Genomic DNA, 16,912 nt, shown 5'->3' with positions numbered 1-16,912 from the left:
CAAGTGAGACCAGAGCGCGTCAACCGCAACAAAGGAGCCCGCGAATGCATCACGAAAGACACGAATCACCTCGCTCCCTTGCGATGATCCATACCGTCTCCGGGTTGATCCCGGAGCTTGAAGGCCTGGCGCAGGCCCACCTGCCCGACTGGAAAGTTTTCAACATGCTCGACGAGAGCCTTCTGCGCCTGACGATCCGCGACGGATCGGTCAGTCCGATGACGGCGCGCCGCCTGACGGGCATGATCTGGTCGGCGGTCGATGCAGGGGCCGAGGCGGTTCTCGTGACCTGCTCCAGCCTCGGCGGCGCGGTCGAACGCATCGCACCGCTCTGCCCCGTGCCGCTGATGCGCATCGACGAGGGGATGGCACAGGAAGCGGTCGCAAAAGGCCGCCGCATCGGCGTGCTCGCGACGCTGCAATCGACATTGACGCCCACCGCCGAGCTGATCGAGCGCGTCAGCCGCGAGGCCGGGGCGGACAGCGCCATCACGAGCCAGGTCGTCGAGGGCGCCTTCGAGACGCTGCAATCGGGCGACCGCGAGGGGCACGATGCGCGGGTTGCCGAAGGCATCGCCCGGCTCGCGCGCGAAAACGACGTGGTGGTTCTGGCACAGGCCTCGATGGCGCGCGCGCTCCAACGGCTCGAGACGAGCGCGGATGATCCGCCGGTTCTGACCAGCCCGACCTTGGGCATCGCGCATGTCGCAAGACTTCTGGCGCGCTGATCGCGCCTGGACAAACGATACTCAAGAGGAGGAGATATACATGAAATACAGAACCTTAGGACGATCTGGACTCAAGGTTTCGGTGCTCACGATGGGCACGTTCACGTTCGGGGGCGCAGGGGCTTTCAAGGCCGTCGGCGCCCAAGGCGTCAGCGAAGCGCGCAAGCTGGTCGACACCTGCATCGACGCCGGCATCAACCTCTACGACACCGCGAACATGTACTCGACCGGTCTTTCGGAAGAGATCCTTGGCGAAGTGCTCGACGGTCGGCGCGACGACGTACTGATCTCCTCCAAGGCGCGGATGCGGATCGCCGATGGGCCGAATGACGAGGGCTTTTCGCGCTATCACCTGATCCGCGAATGCGAACGCTCGCTCAAGCGGCTGCGGACCGACCACATCGACATCTACCACATGCATGAATGGGACGGCGTGACCCCGATGGAGGAGATGGTCTCGGCGCTCGACACGCTCGTGCAACAGGGCAAGGTCCGCTACATCGCCTGCTCGAACTTCTCGGGCTGGCATATCATGAAGGCCCTCGGCGTCAGCGACCGGAGCCTGCGCGAGCGCTTCGTGGCGCAGCAGATCCACTACACGCTCGAGGCCCGCGAGGCGGAATACGAATTGCTGCCGATCTCGGTCGATCAGGGGCTGGGCGTACTGGTCTGGAGCCCGCTCGCCGCCGGTCTTCTGTCGGGCAAGCATCGCCGAGGCAAGGACACCCCGGAAGGCTCGCGGCAATTCGCGGGCTGGACCGAGCCGCCGATCCGCGACGAGGAGAAGCTGTGGAACATCGTCGATGCGCTGGTCGAGATCGGTGACGCGCATGGTGTCTCGGCGGCGCAGGTCGCGCTGGCGTGGCTGCTGACGCGTCCCGCGGTCAGCTCGCTCGTGATCGGCGGACGTAACGAACAGCAGTTCCGCGACAATTTCCGCGCAGTGGATCTGGAGTTGAACGAGGACGAGCTGAAGCGCCTGCACGAGGTCAGCAAGCTGCCTGTGATCTATCCCTATTGGCACCAGCAGCAATTCGCCTCGGACCGGTTCAGCCCGGGCGACTGGGCCCTTCATCGCGATTATATCGAAAGCTGATAAGGTGTGCGCCTTCGTCTCAGGCGAAGGCGCGCATCCAGTCCAGACCATCCTCTGTCCGGCCTGCCGGGCGATATTCGCAGCCCACGAACCCTTCATAGCCCAGTGCGTCAAGTTCGCGCAGAATGCGCGCGTCGTCGAGCTCGCCGGTTCCTGGCTCATGCCGATCCGGCACCGCGGCGATCTGAACATGCCCGATGATCGGCGCCATCTCCCGCAGCCCCATCAGCACGTCCCCGTGCAGAATCTGTCGGTGATAGATGTCGAATTGCAGCTTGAGATTGGGCAGCCCAAGCTCCGCGATCAGATCGGCAGCGAAGCTGAAATCATCCAGAAAATAGCCCGGCATGTCGCGCGAGTTGATCGGCTCGATCACCACATCGAGCCCCTGTGCCCCGGCCGCATCACAGACCCTCCGCAACGAGTCGCGATAGGCGGTCAGCGCGGTCACATCTTGGCGCGAGGCGAGCCCACTCATCACATGCACGCGCCCGACCCCGGTCGCCTCGGCATAGCGCAAAGTAGTGTCGATCGAGGCGCGGAATTCCTCGGCGCGATCCGGCAATGCGGCCAGCCCGCGATCGCCCGCCTCCCAGTTGCCGGGCGGCAGATTGAAGAGCGCCTGCGTCAGGCCGTGCGCCCGCAGTCGCTCCGCGATCGCCTCGGGCGGGTGGTCGTAGGGAAAGAGATATTCGACCGCATCGAACCCGGCCTTTTTCGCCGCGGCGAAGCGGTCGGGAAACTCGTGCTCGGTGAACATCATCGTCAGGTTGGCGGCAAATCTGGGCATCGCTCAGCCCTCGCTTGCGGGCGCTGCAGCAGGCAGCTCGAGCCCCGCGATATTCGCCAGCATCCGCGCGACAGAGGCATCGTCGTCGCGCCCCATCCCGGCCGCCGCCGTCATCACGAACATCTGCAGAGCCGTCCCGGCGATCGGTGTCGGGAATTTCAGGCCCCTCCCGATATCCGCCACGATCCCGAGATCCTTGGTGAAGATATCCACCGCGCTGCGCGGGCTGTAATCGCCCTCGAGCACGTGCGGCACGCGGTTCTCGAACATCCACGAATTGCCCGCTGACGCGGTGATCACCTCGTAGACTTTCTCCAGGTCCAGATCCATCGCCTTGGCGAAGGTGATCGCCTCACAGGCCGCCGCGATATGCACACCGGCGAGAAGTTGATTGACCACCTTGAAGGCCGCGCCCGTGCCTGCCTCCTCGCCAAGCTCGTAGACCTTGGCGGCGACACTATCGAGCGCCGGGCGAATGCGGGCAAAAGCCGCCGCCGGGCCCGAGCCCATGATCGTCAACTCACCGCTGGCGGCACGCTGAGCACCACCGCTGATCGGTGTATCGAGATAGGTCACGCCCGCCGCGGCGCAGCGCTTGGCGAAGACGCGCGCCAGATCGGGGGCCATCGTGGCGCAGGACATCACCACGCCGCCCTCGGACATGGTCGCGACGGCGCCGCCCGGTCCGAAAAGCACCTGGTCTGTCTGGTCGGCGTTGACGACCACGGCGATCACCAGTTCCGCATCTTGCGCCCCCGTCGCAGGGTCGGCCGCAACCGCGCCGCCAAGCGCCGCGAAACGCTCCATCGCATCGGCATTCACATCGACGCCCGTCACCGCGAACCCGTCTCGCAGCAAGCTCTCGGCCATGCCGAAGCCCATCGATCCCAGACCGATGACACAGACCTTCGTCTCTTGGGGTGACTTCATGCGGAATACCTCTCAATCGCCGATTTCTAGTCTCAACCTGCCCCCTTCCAGCGTCCGTCTTGCGCTTGCATTGCTGGAATGATAGCGTTGTCATTACATCGTTAGCCCGAGCTGCAACGGCTTTGCAAGGGCTATGTGAAATCGCCGCCCCGCGCCGTCGGGGCGATCGGCGATCTGTGGACCGAGGGAGGAATTTCCATGCTGATCGGAGCGGTCGCCGACGATATTACCGGCGCCACTGACCTGTGCCTGATGCTGTCACGCAGCGGGTTGAAGACGCGGCAGGTCATCGGCCTGCCGGGGCCGCAAATGGACCTGTCGGGCGCCGATGCGGTGGTGGTCGCGCTGAAGTCGCGCACCATTCCGGCAGGCGACGCGGTAGAACTGTCGCTGAAAGCGGCGAAAGCCCTGCGCGCGGCCGGGGCGCAACGCCTGATGTTCAAATATTGCTCGACCTTCGACTCCACCGACCACGGCAATATCGGGCCGGTCACCGAGGCCCTGATGGAGTTCAACGGCACGACCCTGACCATCGCCTGCCCCGCCTTCCCGGCGACCGGGCGCACGGTCTACAAGGGCCACCTTTTCGTGGGCGACCGTCTGCTGTCGGAAAGCCCGCTCAAGGACCACCCGCTCACCCCGATGCGCGACCCCGATCTGGTGCGGGTTCTGGGGCGGCAGACGACGCTGAAAGTCGGCCTGATCGACGTCACGACGATCAGGCAGGGAGAGGCCGCGCTGCGCAAGGCGTTTGAGGCCGCCCGCACGGCTGGCACCCGCGTCGTCGTCACCGACACGATCGACGAATCGGACTTGATGACGCTCGGCGCGGCCTGCGCGGAGATGCCGCTGATCACCGGCGGCTCGGGCATCGGTCTGGGCCTCGCCGCAGCGCTTCGCGACCAGAGCGACGCGCATAGCGCCTCGGATCGGATGCCAGCCCCGGAAGGCCGCAGCGCGATCCTCGCGGGCTCCTGCTCGGTCGCGACCCGCGGCCAGATCGCGGCCGCTCAGGCGGCAGGGCTGCCGAGTCTCGCGCTCGACGTGGAGGCGCTGACCGAAGGCCGACAGAGCGCGGATGAGATCGCCGACTGGGCCATCGCACAACCCGCCGACAGCACCCCCCTGATCTATTCCAGCGCAGATCCGGCGCAGCTCGGCAAGATCCAGTCCCGTCTGGGCCGAGACGCCTCCGGCGCACTGGTCGAAGACACGCTGGCCGCAATCGCCGACCGCCTGCGCGACGCCGGGTTTACCCGCATGCTGATCGCGGGCGGCGAAACGTCAGGCGCGGTGACGACGGCGCTCGGTGTGCGCCTGCTCGACATCGGCCCCGAGATCGACCCCGGCGTGCCGTGGACGATGAGCCTCTCCGGCCCGCGCCTCGCGCTCGCGCTCAAATCAGGCAATTTCGGCGCCGAGGATTTCTTCCTCAAGGCGTGGGACCTGCTGGAGCCGGAGGCCGAACATGTCTGACCAAACGCGCCTGCGCGACCAGATCTGCACCATCGGGCGCTCGCTCTTCGATCGCGGCCTTACCGCCGGGTCTTCCGGCAATATCTCGGCGCGGCTGCCCGATGGCGGCTGGTTGATGACGCCCACCAATGCCTCGCTCGGCACACTCGATCCGGCCCGGATCTCCCTTTTCGACCGGGACGGCAACTTCGTCTCGGGCGACAAGCCGACCAAAGAATCCTTCCTGCATTTCGCGATGTATGACGAGCGTCAGGAAGCGGGCGCGGTGATCCATCTGCACTCGACCCACTCGACGGCCGTCTCGATCCTGCGCGACATCGATCCCGAGGACGTGCTGCCGCCGCTCACGGCCTATCACGTGATGCGCGTGGGCAAGCTGCCGCTCGTGCCCTACTACGCGCCGGGCGATCCCGAACTGGCCGAGGCCGTGCGCTCGCTCGCCAGCGCGCATCATTCGGTGCTGCTCGCCAATCACGGCCCTGTCGTCGCGGGCACCAGCCTGTCGAACGCGCAATACGCCGCCGAAGAGCTGGAGGAGACCTCCAAACTGTTCCTCGCCCTGCAGGGCCACGCGATCCGCCCGCTGACCCCGGCGCAGGTCGCCGACCTGCGGGAGCGCTTCAATCTCTGATCCGAATTTCACGACCTATCGACCCAAGCGGAGTATCCAATGACTAAGACCCAGGAAACCATCGGCTTCATCGGCACCGGCCTGATGGGCCACGGCATGGCCAAGAACATCGTCGAGAAAGGCTATCCGCTGACCGTGATCGCCCACCGCAACCGCAAGCCGATCGAGGACCTGGTCTCGCGCGGGGCGACCGAGGCGACCTCCTATGAAGACCTCGCGTCGCGCTCCTCGATCATCTTCCTGTGCCTCACCGGCGCGCCGGAAGCCGCCGAGGCGGTCGCAAAGCTGACTCCGGGCCTGAAAGAGGGCAGCGTCATCGTGGACTGCTCGACCGGCGAGCCGACCGTGACGATGAAGCTCGCAGAGGACATGGAAGAGATCGGCGTCGCCTATGCCGACGCGCCGCTCAGCCGCACCCCGAAAGAGGCCTGGGAAGGCACGCTCGATTGCATGGTCGGCGCGGATGAAGAGCTGTTCGCGCGCATCGAGCCCGTGATCGACACCTGGGCGGGCAAGATCGTACGCGTCGGCAGCCTTGGCGACGGCCACCGCATGAAGCTGCTCAACAACTTCATCTCGCTGGGCTATGCCGCGCTTTATTCCGAAGCCCTCGCACTGTCGCGCAAGGTGGGCATTCCGATCGAGCAGTTCGACAAGGTGATCCGGGGCGGCCGGATGGATTGCGGCTTCTACCAGACCTTCATGGGCTACGCGCTCGAGGGCAACCGCGAGGCGCACAAGTTCACCCTCGCCAACGCCTACAAGGATTTGCGCTACGTCGAGTCGATGGCGAATGCCGCCACTGTCGCAACGCCGCTCGCCAGCACGGCCAAGAACGCCTTCGCGATGGCAATGGCCACCGGCGGCGACGGCCCTGAAGACTACGTGCCGCATCTCGCGGATTTCGTTGCACGCGCGAACGGGCTCGACTGAGCCCACGCACCTCCCGGAAGCGACGGCTCAGCCCGGCCGGATATGGTCGGGCTGAGCCAGCTCATCGGGACGGTCAACCGGGATAATCGCGCGTCATCTGCAGCGATCGGCTTCCGGCGGCATTGATCGGTTGGGCCTCGGCCCGCTCATTCGAATATCCGACCGGGAAAGATGCGCCTCGAGACCGATGTCGCGCAGGAGTGCAGGCGGGAGGTCTCGCGGGTCGGTGAAGCGGCGTCGTTTTCGGAGACGACACGCGAGACGCCAGAGCAGGTTCTTCATGGGACAGATGCTCTCTTGGGGGGCAATCTGACGCCCCTCAGCCAGAGCCATGTTCCGGCCGAAGGCATCACGGAAGCTTCAAGTTCGCCTGAGGGCGCCCTCAGTTGCGACCGGGCAGACGAAGCCGGCCGCTTGCGAGCAACACGCCGAGGATGGCGACGAACACACCCAGAATCTGTTGCCAGCCGGGCATCCGCCCGAAGGCGATCGCGACGAGAAGCGCGGCGACAGGGACGAGGTTGAAGAGGACCGAGGTCGCGGCCGGCCCACGCACCGAAATGCCGACCTGCCAGAACAGATAGGCCAGGACCGAGCCGCCCAGTGCCATGTAGAGAACCAGCAACTGGGTGACCGACCCAGACTGCACCAGTTCTTGCACCGGATTTCCGACGAACAGCGAGATCGCCACGAGCCCGAACGCTCCGAAGACCATTGTCCAGGTCGCGGTTTCCACCGCAGATGCCTCGCGAACCCAACTGCGGCATCCGATGGAGTAGAGCGACCAGCCGATGCTTCCGATCAGGATGAGAATGTCGCCGCCGGAGAACCGCGTTCCCGAGAACGCTCCGACCGTCATAGCGACGCCGACCAAGCTCACAATCATTCCGACGATCGCGGTCCCTTTCGGCAGGCGTCTTTGAGCCAGCGCATCGAGCAGATTGGTCGTCAGCGGCGTCGTGCCCATGATCAGGGCAGCGGTGACCGGGCTCGAACTTTGCATCCCCAGAAAGAGGGCGGCGTTGAAGCCCGCGACCCCGGCGACGCCGAGAACCGCGAAGGCGGGCCAGTTACGCTTGAGCACCTGAAAATTGATCCCGCGCGAAACCCCGAGCCAGATCACGATCGCAACCGCTGCGATCGCGAAGCGGCTCGCGGCAGCGGTCCAGGGAGAGAGATGTTCGAGGGCGACGCGGGTCGCCTCGAAATTGGTGCCCCAGAAGATTGCCGCCAGCGCGCTTAGGGAGAGCGCACTGCCGTCTGACATGGAGCGTTTCGCTGGAGGGAAGTCGATTGCGGACATGATGGCCTCATCCAGTGGGAAGACGCCGGCTGATTACGCTTTTCATTTTGGGAGGCGTATAGATAATACTGGCAATCAGTTTTCCAAAAATGGAAGCAAGTCTTGCGACTTAATTGGGATGACACGCGGATTTTCCTCGCTCTGGCGCGGACGGGCACCCTCTCCGGGGTCGCCCAGAGCCTTGGCCTTGGGGTCGCGACGGTGTCGCGCCGCGTCGATCGGCTGGAGCAAGCGCTCGGCGTGCCTCTCTTTCTGCGCCACCAGAGCGGCTACCGTCTGACCGATCAGGGCGAGGCGCTCTTGCCGCATGCAGAAGAAGCGGAGCAGGCGATACAGGGCTTTTCTCAAGGCGCGGGGGCGGAGGCCGAAGTGGCGGGCCTCGTGCGTCTGGCAAGCTTCGAGACCATCGTCGCGCCCATTATCGTGCCGGCGCTCGCGCCGTTGCTGGCAAGACATTCCGGGCTCGATGTGGAAATCCTTTTCAGTGCCGCAGTCGTCAATCTCCATCGTCGCGACGCCGACCTGGCGCTGCGGTTGTTGCGCCCAGAACATGGTCACCTTCTGGTGCGTCAAGTGGGCGTTCTGGGGGTGGGCCTTTACGGGCCGCCGAGCGGGGACCGACCCGAGCGCTTCGTGACCTTCCCCTTTCCCGAGGAGAGCGGGGTGAAGCTGCAGGTCGAGTGGGCCCGCGCCTTCGGGGCGGACCAAGCGCCGCGCCTGGCGGTCAACACCTTGGCGGGACAGATCGAGGCGGTGGCGCGCGGCGTGGGCGTGGGCGTGCTGCCGCACCTTCTGGCCCGCGCGGCAGGGCTCAGGCTCCTGGCGGATCGGCTCCCCGACGGATCTGCGATGGAGCATCCCATCTACATGGCAATCCACGCCGATCTCGCGGCATCGCGCAGGGTTCGGGCGGTGGCCGATACGCTCATCGAAGCCCTCGAGGCCCGTCGCGCCGAGCTGGCAGAACCGTGAGTGCTCATGCGATCCGGAAATCGCGGCAGATCAGCCAGAATGAAAAGCCCCGCGACACGGCGCGGGGCTTCTCGTGTCTCCTAGACTAGATGCGAGTGATCAACCGTAGACCAGTTTCGGCAGCCAGATGATGATCTCCGGGAAGAACATGCACAGCAGCAGCCCCACCACCTGAAGCGCGAGAAACGGCAGCGCCGAGCGGAAGATGTCGCCCATCGGAATTTCCGGCGGCGCCACCCCGCGCAGATAGAACAGCGCGTAGCCGAAGGGCGGCGAGAGGAAGCTCATCTGCATGTTCACGAGGTAGAGCACCCCGAACCACAGCACGAGATCGTCGGGATCGCTCAGCCCGAAGGCCTCGGCCCCAAGCGCCTTCACGATCGGCACGAAGATCGGCACACAGAGCAGCAGGATGCCGACCCAGTCGAGGAACATCCCGAGAATAATCAGCACGAGCTGCATGATGATCAGGATGCCCCACGGCCCGAGCCCGGTCGCCTCCAGCGCGTTCTGCACGAATTGCTGTCCGCCCTCGAGCACGTAGAGCCCGACGAAGATCGTCGCCCCGAACATGATCCAGATGACCATCGCCGAGGCCTTGAGCGTCGTGATCGCGGCCTCGCGGATCGTCTGCCAGTCGAGCTTGCGGTGGATGGCGGCCACGATGATCGCACCGAAAGTGCCGATACCCGCAGCTTCCACCGGGGTCGCGACGCCGGTGAAGATCACGCCCAGCACGATCACGATCAGCGAGATCGGCGCCGACATGTTGCTCATCAGGCGGACCTTCTCGCGGCCCGTGATACGTTCTTCCGGCGGGATCGGCGGGCCCATCTCGGGGTTGATCGCACAGCGGATCAGCACATAGGCCACATACATGCCCGACAGGAGAAGGCCGGGGATTACCGCACCGATGAACAACTCGCCCACCGATTGCTCGGCCACGACCGCGTAGATGATCGCAAGGATCGACGGCGGGATCAGGATCCCGAGCGTGCCGCCCGCCATGATAGACCCCATCGCGATCTTGGCATTGTATCCGCGATCGAGCATCGCCGGCAGCGCGATGATCCCCATCGTCACCACCGCAGCCCCGATCACACCCACCATCGCGGCAAGCACCGTCGAGGCAATGATGGTGGCCGCGGCCAGACCGCCGCGCACACCGCCCAGCACCTTGTAGATGACGTCGAACATCTCGTTGATGATCCCTGCCCTCTCCAGCATTGACGCCATGAAGATGAACAAGGGGATCGCCGAGAGCTGGTAGTTCGTCATCAGCGGGAAGATGCGGCTCGGCACGATGTTGAGCGCGCGTTCGTCGCCCAGCACGAACAGGAAGACACAGGCCAGACCGCCCGTGACGAAGGCCAGTGGAAGCCCTGCCATCAGCAGGACGACCAGCGAGCCGAACATGATGAGTGTCAGCCACTCAATTCCAATCTCAAGTCCCATGTATCAGCCCCTGCCCATCACGACCCGCAGATCCTGCGCGAATTTTGAAATGCCCTGCAGAACAAGCAGCAGAGCGCCGATCACCATGACCCATTTCATCGGCCACAGAGGCACCTCCCATTCGTTGAAGCTGATCTCGCCCCAGCGGACATTCGCATCGGTCCATTGTCCGAGATTCCAGTTCGCCAGCATCTCGCCGGTCGGAATTTCGCCGCGCGCCCATTGCGAGATGAGCCCGTTGCCCGTGGGCACGGCGATTGCATCCATCGCAAAGATCCACGACGTCACCAGAAGCGTGCCCGCGAAGATGAAGAAGAAGACCGAGGTCAGCAGATCGACCCACGCCTTGCGGGGTTTCGACAGCGGCGCGTAGAAGATGTCGACGCGCACATGGCTCTCGGTCAGCATCGCGTAGGCACCCGAGATCAGGTACTGCATCCCGAACATCAGATACATCGCCTCATGCGCCCAGTTCGTCGGGCTGTTGAAGACGTAGCGGCTGATGACCTCGAAGTAATAGACGAAGACCGCGATGATCGCCCAATAGCTGACGAACTCGCCCGCCTTGAGCGAAATCCGATCGATCCAGCCTGTCCAACCTTTCGAGACATGGCGGGAATCGTCTTTCATCTCCTCTTCCTCGAGCGCTTCGAGACGCCGCTCGACCTCGCTTTCCTCGTCATGCTCGGGCAGCGAGGCGTTGGCGCGCCGCACCAGCATCGGAAGCAGGAGCGCGTCAATGACGATCCCCGCAAGCAGCACCCAGAAAGCGTATTTCGAGATGCTGCGCCATTTTGCGAGCACGGCGGCGGCGGCGTCCTTCTTCGGGCGCGCCTCTGTGAGATCGGCCTGAGCCTGTTCGATCAGCGACTCGCCATCCGCGACCCGCTTCTCGGCGCGATCGACATTTCGCTGCGCGCGCTTCTGCGCAAAGCTGCCCTCTTCGGCGGCGGCCAGCTCCTCGCGCAGCTTCGGAAGATCGGCCTGCGCGGTGTCGACCCGCTCTTGTTCGCGGCTCAGAGAACGCTCGGCCATACGCACCACGTTCGACATGTCCGAAACCGTGCCGCGCGCGTTATGGCCCTGTGCATTCGCGTAAAGAATGGCGATGAAGACCGGAATGAAGAGAAAGCCCAGCAGGCTTTTCACATAGAAGCGATGCAGTCCCAGCATCCCCCCGGTCACGAGAATGAAATAGCCCAAGGAGAGCGAATAGCGCCGCTCCGTCTTGCGTGGCCGGTTGGCCAGAGACGCCGCAATGATCGGAAACAGGATCAACCCTGCCCAATAGGCCCAATGCGGTAGAGTGAAGTCGATATTGGGCATTGCCCACCCCCTGTTGTCGGGACATGCCCGGCCATCAGTTGAACCGGGCCCGCGCCAGAGGGCGGGCCCGTCAGACTGTCTTCGAGATCAAATCAGAGCTTCAGTTCCAGCCCGTCGACCAGATCGGGCATCACATAGCCGAGCGAGCCGGACATCATGTAATCGAGCTGCGTCTTGAAGATCCGCGCACTGTCCCTGTCGCGGTTCGCGTACTTGAACCAGATCGGGACGGCGACTTCGGTCATCAGCTCCACATCATCCTGGCTGAGGCGCGTGACCTCGGTCCCGTCGGCCTCGAACTTTGCCCAGGCTTCCTGGTCGGCCTTCTGGATCGCCGCGTGATGCATGTCGGAATAGACGTGGGTTTCCATTTCGACGAACTGCTTCATCTGCGGGCTGAGCTTGTTCCACGCATCCATGCCCACGGTGATGTCCATGATGTCGACCGGCTGGTAGAGCGACATCATGCCGGGCGGGCCCATCGAGATATAGCTGGTCACCTGACTGAAGCCGAGCGCGTAGTTCACCGCAGGGCCTACATAGTCCGCCACGTCGATCGTGCCCTTCTCCAGCGCGGGGAAGATTTCCGAGCCCGGAAGCACGGTGGTCTCCGCCCCGATTTCGCCGAAGACGTCGGCGACCATGCCGCCGGGAAGGCGCATCTTGCGACCGCGGAAGTCGTCGATCGACCGGATCGGCACCTTCGAGTGGATGATGTTCGGGCCGTGGTGGACGGGGCCCACGAAATACATGCCTTGCGCCGCATAAAGCTCGCGCGCCATTTCCAGCCCGCCGAGGCCGTAATAGAACACGTCGAATTCGTGCGGATTGCGCAGGCCGAGCGGATAGGACGTCAGGAACACGCCCGCCGGGATGATGCCCTGCACGTAGATTGTGAAGGGGTTGACCGCGTCGAGCACGCCGTTCTTCACCGCGTCGTAAAGCTGGAAGTCGCCCACGACGTCATTGGCGCCGAAAGGCTGGAAGGCCAGCTCGCCGCCGGTCTTTTCCTGAATAGTGGCGCACCAGTCCTTGAAGGTCTGAAGGCCGACGCCGCCCGGCCACGAGGTCTGGATCTTCCAGGTCGTGCCGTTGGCTTGGGCCGAGGCGATATGCGGCGCGGCAAGGCTGGCGGCGCCCGCCGCCGCAAGAGTGCGCAACGCATGTCTGCGAGTGGTCAGATGTTTCATGGTTCCTCCCCGTTTTGGTTGCGACCCCGACGGACGCGGGGCCGAATGAGAGGGAGGTCGAAAACACACGATGGCACTCCTCCAAGCACATCGCGACTTCGTGAGACGGCGTGATCGCCAAGGCTTCCAGCTTCTCCTCAAAAGCGGAAACCCACTCTCCTCCCCCTGTATAGGCGAGGTTTGCACGGGTTTTGTTTTTTCGCAAGTATTCACGAATTTGCGTGCGTTCGTGAAATATCCCTAAAATTCCAACGGGGGCGGCTCAGGGCCGAGCTGCAGCCCTTGCCCATTGCAATACAGGCAACGCTGCGGCGACTTCAGGTCGATGGAGAAACACTCCTGCCAGATACTTCCCTGCTGCGCGCGCTTTATCGCCTGTTCGCGAGGATGAATTCCCCGATCTTCTCGACCAGCAAATCGCGGTCGTGGTCGAGGGTCGCGACGTGGAACGAGTTCTCCAGCCAGACCAGTCCGACATCCGACGATCCGACATCGCGCAGGATCCGCAGCCCATTCTCGGGAGCGACGACATGATCGATGCGGGACTGGAAGACCAAGATCGGCTGGCGCAACTCCGGCAGCATCGCGCCCGTGGCACAGGTCAGCACGAAGCGTTCGCGCATCGTGGTGGACGGAATCCGGTCGTAACAGATTTCGCGCCGGTCGGGATGGCGGATATCCGAGCCGATGCCGCGCTGGAACGGCTCGGGTCGATCGCCGAAGAGGCTCGCAACCTGATCGGGGCGATAGAGCCCGGTCGAGCCGTTGATCGTCACGACGCGATCGACCTGATCAGGAAAGCGGATCGCGAGGTTGAGGGCGATGGTCCCGCCGAGAGACAGCCCCGCCACAACGATCCGGTCGCACTCCTGCCGCAGCGCCGCGAGCGCCGCCTCCACCGAGGCCAGCCAGTCCCGATATCCGGTCTGCGCCAGTTCCTCCGGTGTCGTGCCGTGACCGGCCAGCAGCGGCACGCGGACGCTCGCCCCGCTGAGCCGATGCAGGCCATGCGCGACATGAGCCACGCTTTGGGGCGTGCTCGTGAACCCGTGCAGCAACAGCACACCCGTGCGGGAGCCCTTGAGGTCAAAGGGCGCGGGGTCGGTATCGTAATCCATCGGGTCTCACACTGGCAGTCGGCATTTGCGGCGCCATAAGACGTCAGGTGTTCCGCGAGGTTCAAATAGGCTTGTGTGATCGGGTGATCGCGAAATTGGATCACCCCCGCCGCGGTGTCAGCCTAGGAAGATCGTACGGAAATCCTGCAGCAATTTCGTGTCGACCACCTTGCTCCAGGCCATCGCGATCGTCAGTTCCGGGCTCCAGCCCGGCACCGGGAGGATCTTCAGCGCGGCCGGCAGACTGTCGGCGGCGCTGATCGGGTAGAAGGTCAGGCCCCGCCCCTCCGCGACGCGCTGGAAGATCACCTGCACGTCCCACGCTTCGTCGACAACCACCGGATCGAGACCGCCCTGTGCGAAGGCCGTGTCGAGCAGGGCCCGGAACGAGCGCCAGTTTTCCCGCAGGCCCATCACGAAGGACCGCTCGCGCAGCGCCTCGAGCGACAGCGCCTCGACATCGCGCGGCACGACGACGCCGATCCGGGTGGACCAGATAGGCTCCTGCGCGACGGCCGGGTCTTGCACGCTGTCATGCGCCAGCAGGAAGCCGATATCGATCTCGCCCGATTTGAGATTCCGCATCATCGTGTCCGTCGACATCACGTGCATCTCGACCTGACAGCCCGGATAGCTCTGGTGGAACCGATCCAGCCCGGCGGAAATCTGCGACGACGAGGCCAGTGCGGAATAGCCCACGATGATATGCCCGCGCGCGCCGAGCGCGTTCTGCCGCGAGGCGCGGATCGTGCGCTCGAACGTGGCAAGGGTCAGGCGCGCATCCTCCAGAAAGATCCGTCCTGCCTCGGTGATCTCGAACACGGTCGCGCTGCGCCGGAAGATCGCAAAACCAAGATCGGTCTCGGTGTCCTGAATCGTCTTGCTGATCGCCGGCTGCGCGATGTTGAGCGCCTCGGCGGCGGCGCGGAAACCACCCGCATCCGCGACCGCGATCGTGTAGCGCAAGTGGCGAATGCCGATGCGCGTTGGGCCCATGAGTATCTCTCCCTGTCGTCCTCCCCGGAGCGATAACGAACCGCGATCACCCGATCAAGCTTTGCTATTTGAATAGGTAGTCCCCGTCAGGAATGCTCTGGCCGGCGCACAAGATCGCGGGGAGGTGACCGGTGCAGAGAGGATTCATTGATCGAGCGTTTCGGCGACTGTCTCACGGGCTGATGCTCGTGGGCGGGCTGGGCATCATCGTGATGATGGGCAACATCACGCTCGACGTGGTGCTGAAGGTATTCTGGAACGCCCCGATCCAGGGAACGGTCGAGATCTCGTCCTATTATTACATGGTCGCGATCGTCATGCTGCCGATGGCGCTGGTCGAATATGACGACGAGCAGATCAGCGTCGATCTGCTGTTCAACCATTTTCCCGACTGGCTCCAGCGGATCAGCCTGCTGATCACCTTCTTCGCGACCGCGGCGATCCTGTCGGTGATGACGTGGCGCACGGGTCTCGACGCGGTCCGCGCCTTCAAGGTCGGCGAAGTCGTGATGGGCAGCCGCGAGATCATCGTCTGGCCCGCCCGTTGCATGTTGCCGTTGGGTTTCGGGCTTGCGTCCGTGGCGGCACTCTTGCGCGCCGTGCTGCTTGTGCAAGGCAAACCCGTCACCAAACTGCATGATACGGAGTCCGCGGCATGAGCATGTTGACCATTGGGTGGATCGGCGTCGCGAGCCTGTTCGGACTTCTCGCGCTGCGGATGTCGATCGGCATCGCCTTGATGATCGTCTCCTTCATCGGCATCGCATCGATGCTGAACCTGACCGCCGCTTTCGGCATCGTGAGCGCCCTGCCCTTCAGCTTCATCGGGGATTGGTCGCTGACCGCGATCCCGATGTTCCTGCTGATGGGCTTCGTCGCCGCCAATACCGGGCTGACGAGTGGCGCCTTCGACCTGCTTAAGATGCTGCTGGCGCGGGTGCCGGGCGGTCTCGCCTCGGCCAGCGTCGGCGCCTGCGGACTGTTCGCGGCGGCGTCGGGCTCGAGCATCGCGACCACCGCCGCGATGTCGCGCATCGCCGTGCCCGAAATGCTGCGCGCGAAGTATCACCCGTCGCTCGCGACCGGCGTCGTGGCCGCTTCGGGCACGCTCGGCTCGCTGATCCCGCCGTCGATCCTGATGGTGCTCTACGGGATCTTCACCGAGCAGTCGATCGGCCAGCTGTTCATCGCGGGCGTCGTGCCGGGCCTGATATCCGCGCTGATCTACATGGGAATGATCACCGTGCGCTGCGCGGTGAACCCGAAACTCGCCCCGCGCACCGCCGAGCCGTTCGACATGCGCCGCTTCCTGAGCCTGCTGTGGTCGGTCTGGCCGTTCCCGGTCCTGATCATGGGCGTCCTTGGCGGCATATTCGGGGGCTTCTTCACACCGACCGAGGCGGGCGGAATGGGAGCGACTCTCGCCGTTCTGATCGCGCTGCTGCGCCGGAGCCTGACATGGGAGGCGATGCGCGCCGCGATCCGCCAGACCGTCGTCGCCACCTCCTCGATCTTTTTCCTGTCAATCGGGGCGATCATGTTCACCCGCTTCATGGGGCTGTCCGGCGTGCCGCGCTCGCTGACCAACGCGATGCTCGCCGTCTCCGACGACAAGGTGGTGATCATCCTGATGGTGGCGGGGCTGTTCGTGATCCTCGGCATGGTGATCGACTCGATCGGCCTGATGCTGCTGACTCTGCCGATCCTGCTGCCGGTGCTGGAAGCCGCCGACATCAACCTGATCTGGTTCGGCATCATCACGATCAAACTCCTGGAGATCGGCCTCGTGACGCCGCCTGTGGGGCTCAACCTCTATGTCCTGCACAGCGCGCTGTCGGGGAAGGTGAAGCTCGGCAACATCATCTCCGGTACGACCTGGTTCATCGCGATGGACCTGCTGACGCTCATCCTGCTGATCGCGTTTCCGGCGCTCAGCCTCTACCTGCCCGCGCTGATGGCCGGGTGAAA

At 64.2% G+C, this 16,912-nt stretch carries 16 protein-coding genes; 8 read left to right on the top strand and 8 right to left on the bottom strand.

The window, feature by feature from the left end; translation table 11 throughout:
• The first annotated feature begins 44 nt into the window (after window positions 1-44).
• Together B6V72_RS06550 and B6V72_RS06545 are read left to right on the top strand one after the other, a co-directional pair.
• Complete coding sequence (locus tag B6V72_RS06550) at window positions 45-728, top strand: aspartate/glutamate racemase family protein (RefSeq protein ID WP_088735159.1); 684 nt, start codon at window positions 45-47, stop codon at window positions 726-728.
• A 40-nt stretch (window positions 729-768) separates the two neighbouring features.
• Window positions 769-1,824 (top strand): aldo/keto reductase, encoded by a 1,056-nt coding sequence (locus B6V72_RS06545; protein WP_088735158.1) that lies wholly within the window; start codon window positions 769-771, stop codon window positions 1,822-1,824.
• Window positions 1,825-1,843: 19 nt separating this feature from the next.
• Here the strand turns inward: B6V72_RS06545 and otnI are convergent, their stop codons facing one another.
• Both otnI and ltnD read right to left on the bottom strand, forming a co-directional pair.
• The gene (otnI, locus tag B6V72_RS06540; RefSeq protein ID WP_088735157.1) at window positions 1,844-2,614 is read right to left on the bottom strand and encodes a 2-oxo-tetronate isomerase; all 771 of its coding nucleotides are present in this window, start codon (window positions 2,612-2,614) and stop codon (window positions 1,844-1,846) included.
• A 3-nt stretch (window positions 2,615-2,617) separates the two neighbouring features.
• Window positions 2,618-3,544 (bottom strand): L-threonate dehydrogenase, encoded by a 927-nt coding sequence (gene ltnD, locus B6V72_RS06535; protein WP_088735156.1) that lies wholly within the window; start codon window positions 3,542-3,544, stop codon window positions 2,618-2,620.
• Between the two features lie 198 nt (window positions 3,545-3,742).
• Between ltnD and otnK the strand changes: the two genes are divergently transcribed.
• The 3 genes from otnK to B6V72_RS06520 are packed head-to-tail and all read left to right on the top strand — an operon-like array spanning window position 3,743 to window position 6,584.
• Window positions 3,743-5,020, top strand: a complete 1,278-nt coding sequence (gene otnK, locus B6V72_RS06530; protein ID WP_088735155.1) for a 3-oxo-tetronate kinase — start codon at window positions 3,743-3,745, stop codon at window positions 5,018-5,020.
• Window positions 5,013-5,651, top strand: a complete 639-nt coding sequence (gene otnC / locus B6V72_RS06525; protein WP_088735154.1) for a 3-oxo-tetronate 4-phosphate decarboxylase — start codon at window positions 5,013-5,015, stop codon at window positions 5,649-5,651. The genes otnK and otnC overlap by 8 nt, the downstream gene beginning before the upstream one ends.
• Before the next feature lie 39 nt (window positions 5,652-5,690).
• Window positions 5,691-6,584 (top strand): NAD(P)-dependent oxidoreductase, encoded by an 894-nt coding sequence (locus tag B6V72_RS06520; protein ID WP_088735153.1) that lies wholly within the window; start codon window positions 5,691-5,693, stop codon window positions 6,582-6,584.
• Between the two features lie 382 nt (window positions 6,585-6,966).
• On the opposite strand, the gene B6V72_RS06515 is transcribed toward B6V72_RS06520, so the two are convergent.
• Window positions 6,967-7,887, bottom strand: a complete 921-nt coding sequence (locus B6V72_RS06515) for a DMT family transporter (RefSeq protein WP_240497689.1) — start codon at window positions 7,885-7,887, stop codon at window positions 6,967-6,969.
• Between the two features lie 102 nt (window positions 7,888-7,989).
• Between B6V72_RS06515 and B6V72_RS06510 the strand changes: the two genes are divergently transcribed.
• Complete coding sequence (locus tag B6V72_RS06510) at window positions 7,990-8,859, top strand: LysR family transcriptional regulator (RefSeq protein ID WP_088735151.1); 870 nt, start codon at window positions 7,990-7,992, stop codon at window positions 8,857-8,859.
• Between the two features lie 99 nt (window positions 8,860-8,958).
• On the opposite strand, the gene B6V72_RS06505 is transcribed toward B6V72_RS06510, so the two are convergent.
• The 5 genes from B6V72_RS06505 to B6V72_RS06485 form a co-directional block, all read right to left on the bottom strand.
• Window positions 8,959-10,314, bottom strand: coding sequence for a TRAP transporter large permease subunit (locus B6V72_RS06505; protein ID WP_088735150.1), 1,356 nt, complete (start codon window positions 10,312-10,314; stop codon window positions 8,959-8,961).
• Window positions 10,315-10,317: 3 nt separating this feature from the next.
• Entirely contained in the window at window positions 10,318-11,640 is a 1,323-nt protein-coding gene (locus tag B6V72_RS06500; protein WP_088735149.1) for a TRAP transporter small permease subunit, read from the bottom strand.
• Between the two features lie 92 nt (window positions 11,641-11,732).
• Entirely contained in the window at window positions 11,733-12,830 is a 1,098-nt protein-coding gene (dctP, locus tag B6V72_RS06495; RefSeq protein WP_088735148.1) for a TRAP transporter substrate-binding protein DctP, read from the bottom strand.
• Window positions 12,831-13,198: 368 nt separating this feature from the next.
• The gene (locus B6V72_RS06490; protein ID WP_088735147.1) at window positions 13,199-13,948 is read right to left on the bottom strand and encodes an alpha/beta fold hydrolase; all 750 of its coding nucleotides are present in this window, start codon (window positions 13,946-13,948) and stop codon (window positions 13,199-13,201) included.
• A 117-nt stretch (window positions 13,949-14,065) separates the two neighbouring features.
• Complete coding sequence (locus tag B6V72_RS06485) at window positions 14,066-14,944, bottom strand: LysR substrate-binding domain-containing protein (RefSeq protein WP_088722063.1); 879 nt, start codon at window positions 14,942-14,944, stop codon at window positions 14,066-14,068.
• Window positions 14,945-15,075: 131 nt separating this feature from the next.
• Between B6V72_RS06485 and B6V72_RS06480 the strand changes: the two genes are divergently transcribed.
• Both B6V72_RS06480 and B6V72_RS06475 read left to right on the top strand, forming a co-directional pair.
• A complete protein-coding gene (locus tag B6V72_RS06480) occupies window positions 15,076-15,603 on the top strand; it encodes a TRAP transporter small permease (protein WP_146696178.1) in 528 nt (175 codons plus the stop codon).
• Window positions 15,600-16,910, top strand: coding sequence for a TRAP transporter large permease (locus B6V72_RS06475; RefSeq protein ID WP_088724552.1), 1,311 nt, complete (start codon window positions 15,600-15,602; stop codon window positions 16,908-16,910). Before B6V72_RS06480 ends, B6V72_RS06475 begins: the two co-directional genes overlap by 4 nt.
• Window positions 16,911-16,912: the final 2 nt, after the last annotated feature.

Origin of the sequence: Thioclava sp. F34-6 (assembly GCF_002213235.1) — a bacterium.
GTDB classification, from domain to species: Bacteria; Pseudomonadota; Alphaproteobacteria; order Rhodobacterales; family Rhodobacteraceae; genus Thioclava; species Thioclava nitratireducens.
This window is presented reverse-complemented; position numbering and strand designations above follow the sequence as displayed.